This window comes from Acinetobacter septicus (assembly GCF_019355975.1).
Classification (GTDB): Bacteria; Pseudomonadota; Gammaproteobacteria; order Pseudomonadales; family Moraxellaceae; genus Acinetobacter; species Acinetobacter ursingii.
In genome coordinates, this window is sequence record NZ_CP079898.1 from 3,041,518 (window position 1) to 3,057,147 (window position 15,630).

Genomic DNA, 15,630 nt, shown 5'->3' on the forward strand with positions numbered 1-15,630 from the left:
GAATAAAAGATGAGTAGAGGTACTCGTACATTCGAAATCTACCGCTATGATCCTGATAAGGATAAAGCGCCGTACATGCAAACTTATAAGCTTGAGCTGACTGATAAGCATCGTATGTTGCTTGATGCTTTGCTTGCACTCAAAGTGCAGGATGAAACATTGACTTTCCGTCGTTCTTGTCGTGAAGGGATTTGTGGTTCGGATGGTGTCAATATCAATGGTAAAAATGGTTTGGCATGTTTGTGGAACTTGAACGATTTGCCAGAAAAAATCGTGATTCGTCCATTGCCAGGTTTGCCTGTGATTAAAGATTTGGTGGTTGATATGAACCAATTCTATGATCAATATGACAAAATTCAGCCGTTCTTGATTAATAATCAGCCTGCGCCACCCAAAGAGCGTTTACAGTCTCCTGAAGAGCGTGAACACTTGGATGGTTTGTATGAATGTATTCTTTGTGCATGTTGTTCAACATCATGTCCATCGTTTTGGTGGAACCCGGATAAATTCTTGGGGCCATCTGCATTGCTAAATGCTTACCGTTTCATTATCGACTCGCGTGACACAGCAACTCAAGATCGTTTGGCTCGTCTTGACGATCCGTTCAGTTTGTTCCGTTGTAAAGGGATTATGAACTGTGTATCTGTTTGTCCTAAAGGGTTGAACCCAACCAAAGCGATTGGTCACATCCGTAATATGTTGCTTGATCAAGCGGGTTAATTCGTTTGAGGCGGCAAAAAAGCGTACATGCATCATGTGCGCTTTTTTTTATTTAGAAAGTTTTGATTGCTGTTGTAGGTTTTGAATCTTAATCGACATTTGCTGCTGCTTTTTTTCTTGAAAATAGTGCGTATTGTGCCTATGTAAACAGGGAAGATTAAGGCCATAAATGCTGAGGCAAAGTAGGTTGTTTTTAGTTCATCGATGGGGATTGGTTAAAATATTAACAGCCAAGATTTATTTTATAAAAAATGAATCGACTTTAGTCTAAAGGGTTGTATTTTTGAATAGAAGGCACCATATATTAGTTGAGAAATTGGCCTGTGTATTTCGCTGATTTATAGATGGTATGTGTCAAAAAAATCAATTGAATGTTGAGAACATGATACGATTTGACACAAATCTTTATATGAAAAAAGAGCATAATAATAGCAGTGCTCTTGCAGGCACGATCTGAGTATTGTGCTTAATTTTTATGTAAAAAAGTCATTTTAGAAAAGCTAAATCATGATTTATTTTTTCCAAGATGATTTGCAAAAATTGCTCGGCTTTGTCGAGTATAAACTTGAGTGATGATGCCAAAAAGGGCGTTATGATTCATTGATTACATTGGGTTAAATCTAATGTAGTAATAACGTACCGACTGGACAAAGTGCCAATTGGGTGTTTAATGCCATTTTACAATTTTGGTGTTATCAATCATGGGTGTGCTTAAAAGGCAACCCGTAATGTTTTTGCAATAGGAAATGGGTCCACAAATGCAAGAAGTTGCTGACGCATTGCGTCTTGACACTGAACTTTCCGCTGATAGTGCAGCGTATATTGAAGAGCTTTACGAGCAGTACCTATCCTCCCCAACCTCCGTCGATGAGGATTGGCGCCAGTATTTCGATAAATTCCCTAAAGGTGATCAACCTCATGGTTCAGTGCGTGAGCAGTTCCTTTTACTTGGTCGTAATTCTAGTCGCGTTCAACCAGTGGTTCAAAGTACAGTAAGTACTGAACATGAACGTCGTCAAATTGGTGTGTTACAACTGATTGCTGCGTATCGTAACCGTGGTCACCAAAAAGCTAAACTAGATCCACTTGGTCTTGCAAAACGCGAAGACGTGCCAGACCTTGACTTAGCTGCCCATGGTTTAACCAAGTCTGATCTTGATACCGTGTTTAATACGGGTAACTTGGCGATTGGTAAGACAGAAGCCACACTGGGCGAAATGGTTAATGCCATGGAAGCTGCTTACTGTGGTTCCATTGGTGCAGAATATATGCACATTGTGGATACCAAAGAAAAGCGCTGGATTCAACAACGCCTTGAAGGGGCGCGTGGTCAGTTTAATTTTAACAAAGACCAGAAAAAAGGCTTTTTAGAACGCTTAACTGCTGCGGAAGGTCTGGAAAAATATCTCGGCAATAAATACGTGGGTGCAAAACGTTTTGGTTTGGAAGGTGGTGAATCTTTCATTCCGATGATGAACGAAATTATCCAACGTGCAGGTTCAGTCAGTTGTAAAGAAGTTGTGATTGGTATGCCACACCGTGGTCGTCTCAATCTACTGGTGAATATTTTGGGTAAAAACCCAGCTGAACTTTTCGGTGAGTTTGAAGGTAAAGCGCTGCATAAAAAAGGCTCAGGTGACGTGAAGTATCACCAAGGTTTTTCATCAAATGTCATGACACCGGGTGGTGAAGTGCATTTGGCTTTGGCATTTAACCCGTCTCATTTGGAAATTGTTGGACCTGTGGTTGAGGGTTCAGTTCGCGCACGTCAAGTTCGTCGCCGTGACATCGGTGGTGATGATGTACTTCCGATCATTGTTCATGGTGATGCTGCGTTTGCAGGTCAGGGTGTGAATCAGGAAACTTTCCAGATGTCACAAACCCGTGGTTATACAGTGGGTGGTACAGTTCATATCATCATCAATAACCAAGTCGGTTTTACCACTTCTGATCCACGTGATGCACGTTCTACTGAATACTGTACCGATGTGGCGAAAATGGTTCAATCTCCAATTTTCCATGTCAATGGTGATGATCCTGAAGCAGTTGCATTTATTGCACAGTTGGCACATGACTTCCGTCATACCTTCCGTAAAGATGTCGTGATTGATTTGTTCTGTTATCGTCGTCGCGGTCACAACGAAGCAGATGAGCCATCTGCAACTCAGCCATTGATGTATCAAGTCATTAATAAGAAAGCAACAACACGTACTTTGTATGCAGATCAGTTAGTTCAGGAAAAAATTCTTGATCGTGCTGAAGCAGATAAAATGGTTGAAGATTATCGTTCAGATCTTGAAGCAGGTAATCATGTTGCCAATGCATTGGTACTCGAGCCGAACACTAAAATGTTTGTGGACTGGAAACCTTACTTAGGTCATGACTATACCGATGTTTGGGATACCACATTCGATATCAATCGCTTGAAAGAATTAGGCGAAGGCATGCGTAAATTGCCTGAAGGCTTTGTGATGCAACGTCAAGTGTCTAAAGTGATTGATGACCGTTTGAAAATGCAAACAGGTGAGATGCCACTGAACTGGGGTGCAGCTGAAACTTTAGCTTATGCAACGCTGCTAGATGAAGGTTATCTGGTTCGTATTACAGGTGAAGACGTTGGCCGTGGTACGTTCTCGCATCGTCATGCCAAATTACATAATCAGGCAGATGGTTCGACATATATTCCATTATGTCATGTCAAAGAAAATCAGCCACGTTTTGCCATTTATGATTCACTTCTTTCAGAAGAAGCGGTTCTTGCATTTGAATATGGTTATGCAACCACCATTCCACATGGTTTGATCATCTGGGAAGCGCAATTTGGTGACTTTGCTAACTGTGCGCAGGTCGTGATTGACCAGTTTATCGCATCTGGTGAAACCAAATGGGAGCGTGTGTGTGGTTTAACCATGCTACTTCCACATGGTTATGAAGGTCAGGGTCCTGAACATTCTTCTGCACGTTTAGAGCGTTTCTTGCAGTTATGTGCTGAAGAAAATATGCAGGTATTAACCCCTACAACACCAGCACAAATTTTCCATGCATTACGTCGTCAGGCTGTTCGTCCAATTCGTAAGCCAATGATCGTCATGTCACCAAAATCATTACTTCGTCATAAATTGGCAACTTCAACTTTAGATGAGCTCGCTACTGGTACATTCCAGACCGTGATTGATGAAGTCGATCAAGTGAATAAATCTGACGTTACCCGCATCGTGTTATGTGGTGGTAAAGTTTATTACGACTTGCTTGAAAAACGTCGTGAAGCAGAATTGAATAATGTTGCAATTGTACGTATTGAACAATTGTATCCATACCCAGAACAACGTTTGGCGGAAATTCTGGCAGCATATCCAAACGTGAAAGAGTTGGTTTGGTGTCAAGAAGAGCCGAAGAACCAAGGCGCATGGTTATTCATCGCACCTCGTTTATATGATGATGTATTAAAATCTGGTAAACAAATCCGTATTAGCTACGCAGGTCGTGAAGCTTCTGCTGCACCGGCTTGTGGTTCAGCTTACTTGCATGCAAAACAACAGGCTCAGCTCATCAATGATGCACTTGCAATTCAGGCTGACCAATCAGGAGAGACTAAATAATGGCAACCGAAATCAAAGCACCGGTATTCCCAGAGTCAGTTGCGGACGGGACAATTGCGACATGGCATAAAAAAGTAGGGGAAGCGGTATCACGTGACGAAGTGATCTGTGATATTGAAACTGACAAAGTTGTCTTAGAAGTTGTTGCTCCTGCCGATGGTCAAATTACTTCGATTGTTAAAAATGAAGGCGACACAGTTCTTTCTGATGAAGTGATTGCACAGTTTGAAGAAGGTGCAGTTTCAGGTGCATCTTCGACTCAAGCGGTTCAAAGCGAAGAGAAAGTAGAACAAGCTGCGGCTAAAACTGAAGCGGGCGCGGCGCCTGTAGTTGAACGTTCACAACCTGTTGCAGATCAAGCTCCAGCAGTTCGTAAGGCGTTGACTGAATCAGGTGTAAATCCTGCTGATGTACAAGGTACAGGTCGTGGCGGTCGTATCACCAAAGAAGATGTAGCGAATCATCAAACTAAACCTGCTGCACAACCATTAAGCGTTGCGGTTGGTGAGCGTATTGAAAAACGTGTTCCAATGACGCGTCTTCGTAAGCGTGTTGCTGAACGTCTATTGTCTGCAACTCAAGAAACAGCAATGTTAACGACGTTTAACGAAGTCAACATGAAACCAGTGATGGACATGCGTAAGCAATATAAAGACGCATTTGAAAAACGTCATGGTGCGCGTCTTGGCTTTATGTCATTCTTCGTAAAAGCAGCAACTGAAGCGCTTAAACGTTATCCAGCAGTCAATGCATCAATTGATGGCGATGATATTATTTATCACGGTTACTACGATATCGGTGTTGCCGTTTCTTCTGATCGTGGTCTTGTGGTGCCAGTGTTACGTGATACTGACCGTATGAACTATGCAGAAGTTGAAAATGGCATTGGTGCTTTTGCTGCAAAAGCACGTGATGGCAAACTATCGATTGAAGATATGACAGGTGGTACGTTCACCATTACCAATGGTGGTACTTTCGGTTCATTACTGTCTACGCCAATTATCAACCCGCCACAAACTGCAATTTTGGGTATGCACAAGATCCAAGAACGTCCAATGGCAGTCAATGGTCAAGTTCAAATCCTGCCAATGATGTATCTTGCTTTGTCTTATGACCACCGTTTAATCGATGGTAAAGAAGCAGTTGGTTTCTTGGTAACGATCAAAGAATTGTTGGAAGAACCAGCAAAACTTATTCTTGACCTTTAATTTCTTGCGAATCATAAAACTCAGATAGAGCGATCCTCTATCTGGGACTTGGAGATAACAATGTCTCAACAGTTTGATCTTGTTGTAATTGGTGGTGGCCCGGGTGGCTATGAAGCAGCAATTCGTGCTGCGCAACTTGGTTTTAAAGTTGCTTGTATTGAAAAACGTATTCATAAAGGTAAGCCTTCTTTGGGCGGTACTTGCTTAAACGTGGGTTGTATTCCGTCTAAAGCATTACTTGATTCTTCTCATCATTATGAAGATACATTGCATCATTTGGGTGATCACGGGATCACCACAGGTGAAGTGAATATCGACATCGCGAAAATGCTAACTCGTAAAGACAAAGTTGTTGATAACTTGACTGGTGGTGTTGCTCAATTACTCAAAGGTAATGGCATCGAGTGGTTACAAGGTTCTGGTAAGTTACTTGCAGGTAAAAAAGTTGAGTTCACACCATTTGAAGGTGAAGCTCAAATTTTAGAACCAAAATATGTCATTCTTGCATCTGGTTCTGTGCCTGTGAATATTCCAGTGGCACCTGTTGATGAAGACTTGATTGTTGACTCAACGGGCGCGCTTGAATTTGCAGAAGTTCCTAAACGTCTGGGTGTGATTGGTGCAGGTGTTATTGGTCTTGAGCTAGGTTCAGTGTGGCGTCGTTTAGGTTCAGAAGTTGTCGTGTTTGAAGCACTGGATAGTTTCTTGCCAATGGCCGACAAAGCGCTGTCTAAAGAATTCCAAAAAATCCTGACTAAACAAGGTCTGGACATTCGCATTGGTGCCAAAGTGTCTGGTACTGAAGTGAATGGTCGTGAAGTGACTGTTAAATACTCACAAGGTGGCGAAGACAAACAACAAGCGTTTGATAAATTAATCGTTTGTGTGGGTCGTAAGCCATATGCTGAAGGTTTATTGGCAGAAGATTCTGGCATTAAACTGACTGATCGTGGTTTTGTTGAAGTGAATGATCAATGCTTAACATCTGTTGAAGGTGTTTATGCGATTGGTGACTTGGTTCGCGGTCCAATGCTTGCGCATAAAGCAATGGAAGAGGGCGTCATGGCTGTGGAGCGTATTCATGGTCATGCAGCACAAGTGAACTATGACACGATTATTAGCGTAATCTACACGCATCCAGAAGCTGCTTGGGTTGGTTTAACTGAAGAAGCCGCTAAAGAAAAAGGCCATGAAGTTAAAACAGGTCAGTTCCCATTTGCAGTCAATGGTCGTGCTTTAGCAGCTGGCGAAGCTTCTGGTTTTGTCAAGTTTGTTGCTGATGCAAAAACAGATCGTTTACTGGGTATGCATGTTATTGGCCCAAGTGCTTCTGATATTGTTCACCAAGGGATGATTGCACTTGAGTTTGTATCTTCTGTTGAAGATCTTCAGTTAATGACTTTTGGTCATCCAACATATTCTGAAGTGGTGCATGAAGCTGCACTCGCAGTCGATGGGCGTGCCATTCACGCGATTCAACGTAAACGTAAGTAATTTTTAAAAGAGCGGTTAGTCCGCTCTTTTCGCATTATTCACAGTCATGATCGCTGTGAATAAGAAAAAGAACATAACAATCAATATTACTGTGAAGGATGTTTAATTATTGGTTGTTATTAATAAGGGCAGAAGTAAAATAGGTAAATAAATGAACTTACATGAGTATCAAGCAAAAGCGTTATTGAAAAAATACGGAGTACCAGTCCAGGAAGGGATTCTTGCAACAAACGCTGCGGAAGCAGTCGCTGCATTTGAACAGCTTGGCGGTAAATTTGCCGTGATTAAAGCGCAAGTGCATGCTGGTGGTCGTGGTAAAGCAGGCGGCGTAAAAGTCGTTAAGTCAAAAGAAGAAGCTGCTGAAGTCGCAAATGAATTGATTGGCAAAAATCTGGTCACTTATCAGACAGATGCAAATGGCCAACCAGTAAATAGCGTATTGGTTTGTGAAGATGTCTACCCTGTTGAACGCGAGTTATACTTGGGTGCGGTTGTAGACCGTTCTACTCGACGTGTAACGTTCATGTCTTCAACTGAAGGCGGTGTAGAAATCGAGAAAGTTGCTGAAGAAACGCCAGAAAAAATCATTAAAACAACGGTTGATCCTCTTGTCGGATTACAACCATTTCAAGCGCGTGAAGTTGCGTTTGCCTTAGGTCTGAAAGATAAACAAGTTAATCAATTTGTAAAATTAATGACAGGTGCTTATCAAGCATTTGTTGAAAATGATTTTGCATTATTTGAAATCAATCCACTTTCTGTGCGTGAAAATGGTGATATTTTGGCGGTTGATGCCAAAATTGGCATTGATTCAAACGCATTATACCGTCTGCCTGAAATCGCGGCATCTCGTGATAAGTCACAAGAAAATGAGCGTGAACTCAAAGCTTCTGAGTTTGAGCTCAACTATGTTGCGCTTGAAGGTAACATTGGTTGTATGGTCAATGGTGCCGGTCTTGCGATGGCAACTATGGACATCATCAAATTATATGGTGGTCAACCTGCAAACTTCCTAGATGTAGGTGGTGGTGCAACCAAAGAACGCGTAATCGAAGCATTTAAATTGATTCTTGCGGATACTTCTGTGCAAGGTGTTTTAATTAACATCTTCGGTGGTATTGTACGTTGTGACATGATTGCTGAAGCAATTATTGCAGCCGTTCAAGAGGTCAATGTAACAGTTCCAGTGGTTGTTCGTTTAGAAGGGAACAATGCTGAACTCGGTGCAAAAATCCTTGATGAATCTGGTTTGAAATTAACTTCTGCTAACGGTTTATCTGATGCGGCAGAAAAAATTGTTGCTGCGGTAAAAGGTTAAGGGAGTATCAATCATGAGCGTATTAATTAATAAAGACACTAAAGTATTGGTACAAGGCTTTACTGGTAAAAACGGTACTTTCCACTCAGCTCAGGCGCTTGAGTACGGCACAAAAGTGGTCGGTGGTGTAACTCCGGGTAAAGGTGGCACAACTCATCTTGATCTACCAGTTTTCAACACCATGAAAGATGCAGTACGTGAAACAGGCGCAGATGCTTCTGTTATCTATGTGCCAGCACCTTTCGTTTTAGATTCGATTGTTGAAGCAGTTGATTCTGGTGTTGGTCTGATTGTAGTGATCACTGAGGGTGTTCCAACTCTAGATATGTTAAAAGCGAAACGTTACCTTGAAACGAATGGTAATGGTACTCGTTTGGTTGGTCCTAACTGTCCAGGTGTGATTACACCGGGCGAATGTAAAATCGGGATTATGCCTGGTCATATTCATCAGCCAGGTCGTATCGGCATCATCTCGCGTTCTGGTACATTGACTTATGAAGCTGTTGCTCAAACCACGAAGCTTGGCTTAGGTCAGTCAACTTGTATCGGTATTGGGGGCGATCCAATTCCAGGGATGAACCAGATTGATGCACTTAAATTGTTCCAAGACGATCCAGATACTGATGCAATCATCATGATTGGTGAGATTGGTGGTACAGCAGAAGAAGAAGCTGCTGAATATATCCAGTCAAATGTAACCAAGCCTGTTGTTGGCTATATCGCAGGTGTAACCGCGCCTAAAGGTAAGCGTATGGGTCATGCTGGTGCAATTATTTCTGGTGGTAAAGGTACTGCTGAAGAGAAATTTGCAGCATTTGAAAAAGCAGGCATGGCGTATACACGTAGTCCTGCTGAACTTGGTTCGACTATGTTACAAGTGTTGAAAGAGAAAGGTTTAGCTTAAGCTTAGCTTAAATTTTAAATACCCAAAAACCTCCTGAGTCATCAGGAGGTTTTTTATTGTTAAGTTAATCTAAAATTAAAATAAGATTATCGGGGCGGTTAACATAAAAGAACATAAATAACGAGGTAAAAAACCACAATAACTCCTAAAAAAACATATTATGTGACGAATTTCACATATTTTTGTTTAGTAGGTTTAAAAGCTGTTCTCATGAGAAAAAAAATAAGTTTCCGTTATATCGGGATCATAAGTTTATATTCAATAACCACGATCAGTTTTGCCATAACGCCTCAGGATCAACAACGCGAAGCGATTATTGCCGAAATTAAACAAGGCAAACTTGAGACGGGTATTGCAAAGTTAGAAAGCTTAAGAGCACGTTATCCTAATGATCAAAGGATTCTGGCAGATGACATCATTGTCCTTTATCAAAATAATGCTTTTGGGTTGGAACAGATCAGCCTAGTTAAAAATTTGAATTTACAAACTTATCCTGAGTATGGTCAGTTAGTCTTGATCAAAGCTTTACGTGATTTAAAGCAACTTGATCTTGCACAATATTATGCACAACAATTTAATCAACGGCATTTTTCTAATGACATACAGCTGTTATTGGGAACTATCCAAGCTGAATCGAAAAAAAATGCGCAAGCACAGGCTAGTTTAAAATCGATCGATTCGAAGTCTTTGAGTGCAGAACAGCTTGCTCAGTTAGCTTATGCGTATCGTTTGTTGAATATGCCTGTAGAGGCGTTACAGGCAGCAAATTTAGCAATTGCAGCCCCTCAACCTAGTCGTAATATTCAAGAACAGTATATATACGCCTTAATACTAAATAGTGATTTTCGTAGTGCTGAACAATATATCCAGCAACATCAGCTTGAACAAAAAATTCCTAATATTCTTTATACGGTCAAAACACAAGAGTTTTCCCAGAAAATTAAAAACGCGATTCAATATTATAAGGTGAAGAATTATCAGGGCGAGGTCACTGAGTCATATCTTATATTGGATCAGGTACTTGCTCAAATGCAAGCTTATGAATCTGAGTTACCTAATGATCCGACATTGCGGCGTTTATTTTATTACGATTATATTTATGCGCTTAATTTTCGTGATCGCTACCACGAAGCTATTCAAACCCTCATCAAGCTGGATCAACCCTATGAGCAGATGCCACCTTATGTGCGTCAGGCGGCTGCCGATTCATTTTTAAAAGTCAGGCAGCCTGCGCAGGCAGAGTATCTATATAAAAGTTTATTAAAAGAAAAAAATTATCCTGATTATAGTGTCTATTCGGGTTTGTATTACGCACTGATTGAGCAGGAAAAATTTGATGAAGCCAATAAACTGATACAGGAGATGGATCATCTTTTACCTACATTCCGTTATAGTGCAGCAAAAGGGGTGGATAAAACTACCCATGAAGATCGTGCTGAGTATTTGGCTCTAAAAGGTTTAAATTATGCCTATCGAAATGAACAAGCCAAAGCAGAGCGCTATTTTCAAGATTTAGTCGCAAAAGCGCCGAATAATATCGGCTATCAAAACAATTTAGCAACGGTACAGCGTTGGCGTGAAAAACCACTGACCTCATCTGCGACTTTGTCTCAATTTAATGGGATAGAGCCTGTTTCCATCAGCACTTTGGTTAATCAAATGCAAAATAGTCAGGCGCTCAGCCGTGTAGCTGACTGGCGTGAACAAAATCAATTATTAACTCTGACTGCGCCAGACGATACTGGCGTACAACAAAGTAAAAAGGAACTCGAAGATCGTAATCATGCTTCAATTCAACATCAAAGTACATTTTCCAGAAGCCGTGCTGATCAACCAGAAGTTCTACAAAATTTAACGGGTTCGTCTGAGAGAGAACATCAAACACGGATCAATTCGCCGTGGTTTGCCGATGATTATCGTGCCTATGTTGATCTCGTACAGCGTAAAGCAGAATTTAAAGGAGAAGACTTAACAGATGAACGCTATGGTGTGGGGTTGGAGTGGGCAAATAATCGACGCTGGGCAAATCTACAATTAAGCCAGCGTTCACATTCCAATGATGTCGGGATTCAACTCGATTGGTCACACTGGCTTAATGATCATTGGCAATATGTTTTGGGTTTTGACAGTCAAGCAGATATTCCGCTACAGGCGCTTAAACAAGGCGATGATGGTAAAGCTTATAAGGCTCAGTTGCTCTGGCAAGCCAATGAATCCAAAAAGGCGGGTCTGGCTTATCAATTTACCGATATTGATGATGGCAATCATCGACATGAAATCGTGGGCTATTTTAGTCAGCAAATTTATCAAGCACCGCATCATATTACCCGGATGACGTTGAGAAATGAGTACGATAAAAATTCAGATGTTCAGGTGAATTATTTTAATCCACGTTATAGCAATAGTGCAGAAGTGATTTTAACTCATGACTGGATGACTTGGCGCAATTACGAACGTCATTTTAGCCAGCATTTTGAAGTGGGTACTGGCGCATTTTCACAAGCAGATTATTCAACCAAAGCTTTATTTAATGTTTTGTATCGACATGATTGGCAGTTATCCAGAACATGGTCAATGAATTATGGCATCGGTTGGTCAAATCATCCTTACGATGAAGAAAATGAACATAAAACATATGCCCAATTCGGTTTTGAAGGACGATTCTGATGTTCAAAAAATTAAAAATAATGATGGTTTTGCTATTACTGAGTCCTTCGGTGGGTCTATATGCACAAGAGATCAAAGAGGATGCCGAACTGCATACGCAAGGTCAGTTTGTCACCTTGACCTTTCATGATGTGCGTGATGATGTTGCTGTGAATGGCGATCGAGATAGTTATGCAATTAGTAGTAAAAATTTAGCTCAATTTTTGGCATGGCTGAAACAATCCGACTGGACGGTAATTCGGCTTGAAGATGTCTGGCAGGCACGTGAACACAACGTCGCCTTGCCTGACAAAGCCGTACTGTTGACATTTGATGATGGTGCATTGAGTAGTTATAGCCGTGTTTATCCTCTACTTAAACAGTATCAGATTCCCGCTGTTTTTGCGATCGTGACAAGCTGGATCAATGGCAATAATCACGATGCATATGAGGCTTATGGTCAAGGTAATTTAATGAATTGGCAACAGATGCGTGAGATGGAAAACTCACATTTAGTCGAGTTTGTTTCCCATTCAGACAACTTACATAAAGGGATTTTGGCAAATCCACAACAAAATATGGAACCCGCTGCAATCACCCGCCAATATTTACCTGCACAACAAAGCTATGAAACGGATGAAGTGTATCATCAGAGAATATTAAATGATTTAAAAAAATCAAAGACTATTTTAGATCAAAAACTAGGCATTAATACCAAAGCAATCTTCTGGCCGTATGGCGCAGTGACTAGAGAAACCGAACAGTTGGCCAAACAAGCAGGCTTACCGCTTTCCTTTAGTTTAGGAGATGTTTCGGTTCATGAAAGCTCGATACAGACGTATCAGCGTGCAATTGCGATGGGAAATCCAGTACCTGAAGAATTACATGCACAAATGCTTAGATTTCTTGAAGATATTCGACGACCTTCTAAAAATAGAAGAAGTCTCATTGCCATCGATCCAACTGATTTTGTGAGTGCTGATGGTACTTTAGATGATAAAAAATTGGGTCAAATGCTAGAGCAGTTGGCAAGTTTAAAGACCAACGCGATCATCTTTAAAGTAGTTGTCAATCAGAATCAAGATGGAAAAATAGACGGTGCATTTTTTCCGACGCGGTTATTGCCCCATCATCAGGATGTACTTAACCGAATGATCTGGCAAGCGAGGACAAGGATTGGGCAACAGGCTTTTGTAGAATTACCGCTTGATTTAGAAACAAAACAACAGATTCCGCTTGCGAATTTGACTGAGGACTTATTCAAGAACAATAGTTCATTGGACGGTCTGATTCTCAATGTACAAAACCATCTGGATTGTGCGTTGCAAACTCAATCTTGGAATCAACAATGCCAGCAAAATATTCAACAGATTTTCAAAATCAAAGAGCAAGTGAAAGCCAAAGCCAATGGTCTGATCAATATCAGCACCAATTTTCGTACCGTGCTTAAAGTAAAACCTGAGATTTCACAATTTAATGGATTAAAGCCATTGCTTGAACAAGGTCTAATGTGTAGCGATTTAATTTATGTTGAGCTTGATCCATTGCATGCCCCGAATACATTTAAGGCTTTTGTGAAAGCCAGTCAACCATTAAGCAGCCTAGAAAAGCAACGCTTAATGGTGGGCTTTGATATTTCGCCACAACAGAAAAAAGATTGGATGGTTTATAAAAAAGCCTATCAACAGCTTAAGAGCTTAGGGATACAAAAACTGGGTGTTGAAGATTATCAATTGAATCAGGGGCAGGCAATTCAGAAAAATTTATATGTTGATTTAAGCTTAAATGATTCTGCATTGAATTATAAAGATCCTTATATTCTTGATTCTAAAGCGGAGCACAAATAATGTTTGAATTGAGTCAGCTCCGTATCAGTGATGTTGTGTTTGGTTTTGCCTTTTTATATCCGTTATTTATGGCTTGGGCGTGGATTGCAGGGGGGCTATGGTTTTATTTTAAACGTGAATTTAATCAGCCAGATCATCCGAGTCCAAGTCAGGAAGGCTGTAGTATTCTTATTCCTTGTTTTAATGAGGAAAAGCAAGTTCGACAAACCATTCGATACGCCCTACAAAGTCAGTATCCAACTTTCGAAGTGATTGCGATTAATGACGGTAGTTCTGATCGCACGGGTGAAATATTAAATGAACTGGAAAAACAGCATCCGCAATTACGTGTTGTGCATCTGGCAGAAAATCAGGGTAAGGCGCATGCTTTAAGAGCAGGCGCGATGGTGAGTCAGTATGAATATCTGGTATGTATCGATGGAGATGCTTTGCTACATCCTTATACCGTACTCTGGATGATGCATCATTTAACGACTTATCCACGGGTCGGTGCAGTGACAGGCAATCCACGAATTATTAATCGTTCTAGTGTTTTAGCTAAAGTACAAGTCGGTGAGTTTTCTTCTATTATTGGACTGATCAAACGGGCGCAGCGAACTTACGGGCGTTTATTCACGGTGTCGGGTGCCATTGTGGGATTTCGTAAAGTGGCTCTGGATCGCATCGGTTATTGGCGCGACGATATGATCACTGAAGATATTGATGTTTCTTGGCGCTTACAGTTCGATCATTGGGACTTACATTATGTCCCGCAGGCACTCTGTTATATCTATATGCCTGAAACTTTTAAGGGACTATGGAAGCAACGCCTACGCTGGGCACAAGGGGGGATTGAAGTTATTTTTGCTTATGTGCCAAAAATATTCAAATGGCGACTACGCCGTATGTGGCCGATCGCGTTTGAGGCATTAATCAGCGTCGTTTGGGCATATGTGATGTTTAGTATTTTTGTATTGTATTTCTATGGTTTGTTTTTTAGCTTACCCGGAGAATGGGCGATTCAGTCTCTCTGGCCACAATGGTATGGCGTAATTTTAGGATTGACCTGTTTAATCCAGTTTTTAGTAAGTTTGTTGATTGATCGTCAGTATGATCGTCGACATTTTCGCAATTATTTTTGGGTGATCTGGTATCCACTTTTTTTCTGGATATTGGCCATGCTATCGACCGTCGTTGCATTACCTAAAACGATTTTTAAAACTCAGAAGCGAGCACGTTGGGTGAGTCCAGATCGTGGTTTTGGAGCAGAAAAAGAATATGAAAAATGATCAAATTCATTCGCATAGTCATGTAGATCAGAACCCACTGGATATTCCACAATATATTGATCGACCTGAATATGTGAAAAATAAATGGGCTGGATTTTCACTGCAAATTTTAGGGTGGAGTTTGTGGATGTGGCTGATTATGCCACTTTTTACTGTTTTTCTTTGGTGGTTTGAAGGGCAAAATATTTACAAACAGTTGTTTTTATCATTAAACAACAATGGTCGATATAGCTTGTATATGCTTGCGATCTGTATTGCGATTTTAATTCTGATTTTATTTGTCTGGGCATCTTATAACTGGATACGTTTTTATAATGTTCAAAGACGTAATGCACCAGAACCCGCAACCGAAGCTCAGATTGCGCAAAGTTTTAATTTAAATGTACGTGATATTCATACGATGAAAAGTTCCAAGAATATGATTTTACATTTTGATGAACACGGAAATCTGATTAAATATGACACAGATTTATAAAATACTTAAATATTTCTAATTTCAAAAGGTATTCTGATCAGGTGAATGCCTTTTGAAACTTATTTTTTCATAGTTAAAGATTGAAATTCAATAGAATAAACTTCTTTCATAACACCTTTTTTATTTCTTCCTATGATAGGAAAATAAGGAG

10 protein-coding genes are annotated in these 15,630 nt (G+C 40.6%); all 10 read left to right on the top strand.

Features of this window, described 5'->3' with window-relative positions; translation table 11 throughout:
* The first annotated feature begins 9 nt into the window (after window positions 1-9).
* The 10 genes from I6L31_RS14390 (at window position 10) to pgaD (ending at window position 15,479) form a co-directional block, all read left to right on the top strand.
* Window positions 10-720, top strand: a complete 711-nt coding sequence (locus I6L31_RS14390; protein ID WP_004990705.1) for a succinate dehydrogenase iron-sulfur subunit — start codon at window positions 10-12, stop codon at window positions 718-720.
* 758 nt (window positions 721-1,478) lie between these two features.
* Complete coding sequence (locus tag I6L31_RS14395; protein WP_005003011.1) at window positions 1,479-4,319, top strand: 2-oxoglutarate dehydrogenase E1 component; 2,841 nt, start codon at window positions 1,479-1,481, stop codon at window positions 4,317-4,319.
* On the top strand, window positions 4,319-5,527 hold the full coding sequence (gene odhB / locus I6L31_RS14400; RefSeq protein WP_004996252.1) for a 2-oxoglutarate dehydrogenase complex dihydrolipoyllysine-residue succinyltransferase: 1,209 nt from the start codon (window positions 4,319-4,321) through the stop codon (window positions 5,525-5,527). Before I6L31_RS14395 ends, odhB begins: the two co-directional genes overlap by 1 nt.
* 60 nt (window positions 5,528-5,587) lie before the next feature.
* A complete protein-coding gene (gene lpdA, locus I6L31_RS14405) occupies window positions 5,588-7,021 on the top strand; it encodes a dihydrolipoyl dehydrogenase (RefSeq protein WP_005003013.1) in 1,434 nt (477 codons plus the stop codon).
* A gap of 151 nt (window positions 7,022-7,172) precedes the next feature.
* Window positions 7,173-8,339: an ADP-forming succinate--CoA ligase subunit beta gene (gene sucC, locus I6L31_RS14410; RefSeq protein WP_005003015.1), complete on the top strand. Its 1,167-nt coding sequence runs from the start codon at window positions 7,173-7,175 to the stop codon at window positions 8,337-8,339.
* A gap of 13 nt (window positions 8,340-8,352) precedes the next feature.
* Window positions 8,353-9,243 (top strand): succinate--CoA ligase subunit alpha, encoded by an 891-nt coding sequence (sucD, locus tag I6L31_RS14415; RefSeq protein WP_004990694.1) that lies wholly within the window; start codon window positions 8,353-8,355, stop codon window positions 9,241-9,243.
* A gap of 210 nt (window positions 9,244-9,453) precedes the next feature.
* A complete protein-coding gene (gene pgaA, locus I6L31_RS14420) occupies window positions 9,454-11,910 on the top strand; it encodes a poly-beta-1,6 N-acetyl-D-glucosamine export porin PgaA (RefSeq protein ID WP_005003019.1) in 2,457 nt (818 codons plus the stop codon).
* Complete coding sequence (gene pgaB / locus I6L31_RS14425) at window positions 11,910-13,736, top strand: poly-beta-1,6-N-acetyl-D-glucosamine N-deacetylase PgaB (protein WP_005003021.1); 1,827 nt, start codon at window positions 11,910-11,912, stop codon at window positions 13,734-13,736. The genes pgaA and pgaB overlap by 1 nt, the downstream gene beginning before the upstream one ends.
* Complete coding sequence (pgaC, locus tag I6L31_RS14430) at window positions 13,736-15,004, top strand: poly-beta-1,6-N-acetyl-D-glucosamine synthase (protein WP_005003023.1); 1,269 nt, start codon at window positions 13,736-13,738, stop codon at window positions 15,002-15,004. The genes pgaB and pgaC overlap by 1 nt, the downstream gene beginning before the upstream one ends.
* Complete coding sequence (pgaD, locus tag I6L31_RS14435; protein WP_005003024.1) at window positions 14,994-15,479, top strand: poly-beta-1,6-N-acetyl-D-glucosamine biosynthesis protein PgaD; 486 nt, start codon at window positions 14,994-14,996, stop codon at window positions 15,477-15,479. Before pgaC ends, pgaD begins: the two co-directional genes overlap by 11 nt.
* Window positions 15,480-15,630: the final 151 nt, after the last annotated feature.

Excerpts from the sequence above, each read along its gene's own strand:
- I6L31_RS14390 (WP_004990705.1), top strand. The coding sequence starts at position 10 with ATGAGTAGAGGTACTCGTACATTCGAAATCTACCGCTATGATCCTGAT.
- pgaB (WP_005003021.1), top strand. The coding sequence starts at position 11,910 with ATGTTCAAAAAATTAAAAATAATGATGGTTTTGCTATTACTGAGTCCT.
- sucD (WP_004990694.1), top strand. The coding sequence starts at position 8,353 with ATGAGCGTATTAATTAATAAAGACACTAAAGTATTGGTACAAGGCTTT.
- lpdA (WP_005003013.1), top strand. The coding sequence starts at position 5,588 with ATGTCTCAACAGTTTGATCTTGTTGTAATTGGTGGTGGCCCGGGTGGC.
- I6L31_RS14395 (WP_005003011.1), top strand. The coding sequence starts at position 1,479 with ATGCAAGAAGTTGCTGACGCATTGCGTCTTGACACTGAACTTTCCGCT.
- sucC (WP_005003015.1), top strand. The coding sequence starts at position 7,173 with ATGAACTTACATGAGTATCAAGCAAAAGCGTTATTGAAAAAATACGGA.
- odhB (WP_004996252.1), top strand. The coding sequence starts at position 4,319 with ATGGCAACCGAAATCAAAGCACCGGTATTCCCAGAGTCAGTTGCGGAC.
- pgaC (WP_005003023.1), top strand. The coding sequence starts at position 13,736 with ATGTTTGAATTGAGTCAGCTCCGTATCAGTGATGTTGTGTTTGGTTTT.
- pgaA (WP_005003019.1), top strand. The coding sequence starts at position 9,454 with ATGAGAAAAAAAATAAGTTTCCGTTATATCGGGATCATAAGTTTATAT.
- pgaD (WP_005003024.1), top strand. The coding sequence starts at position 14,994 with ATGAAAAATGATCAAATTCATTCGCATAGTCATGTAGATCAGAACCCA.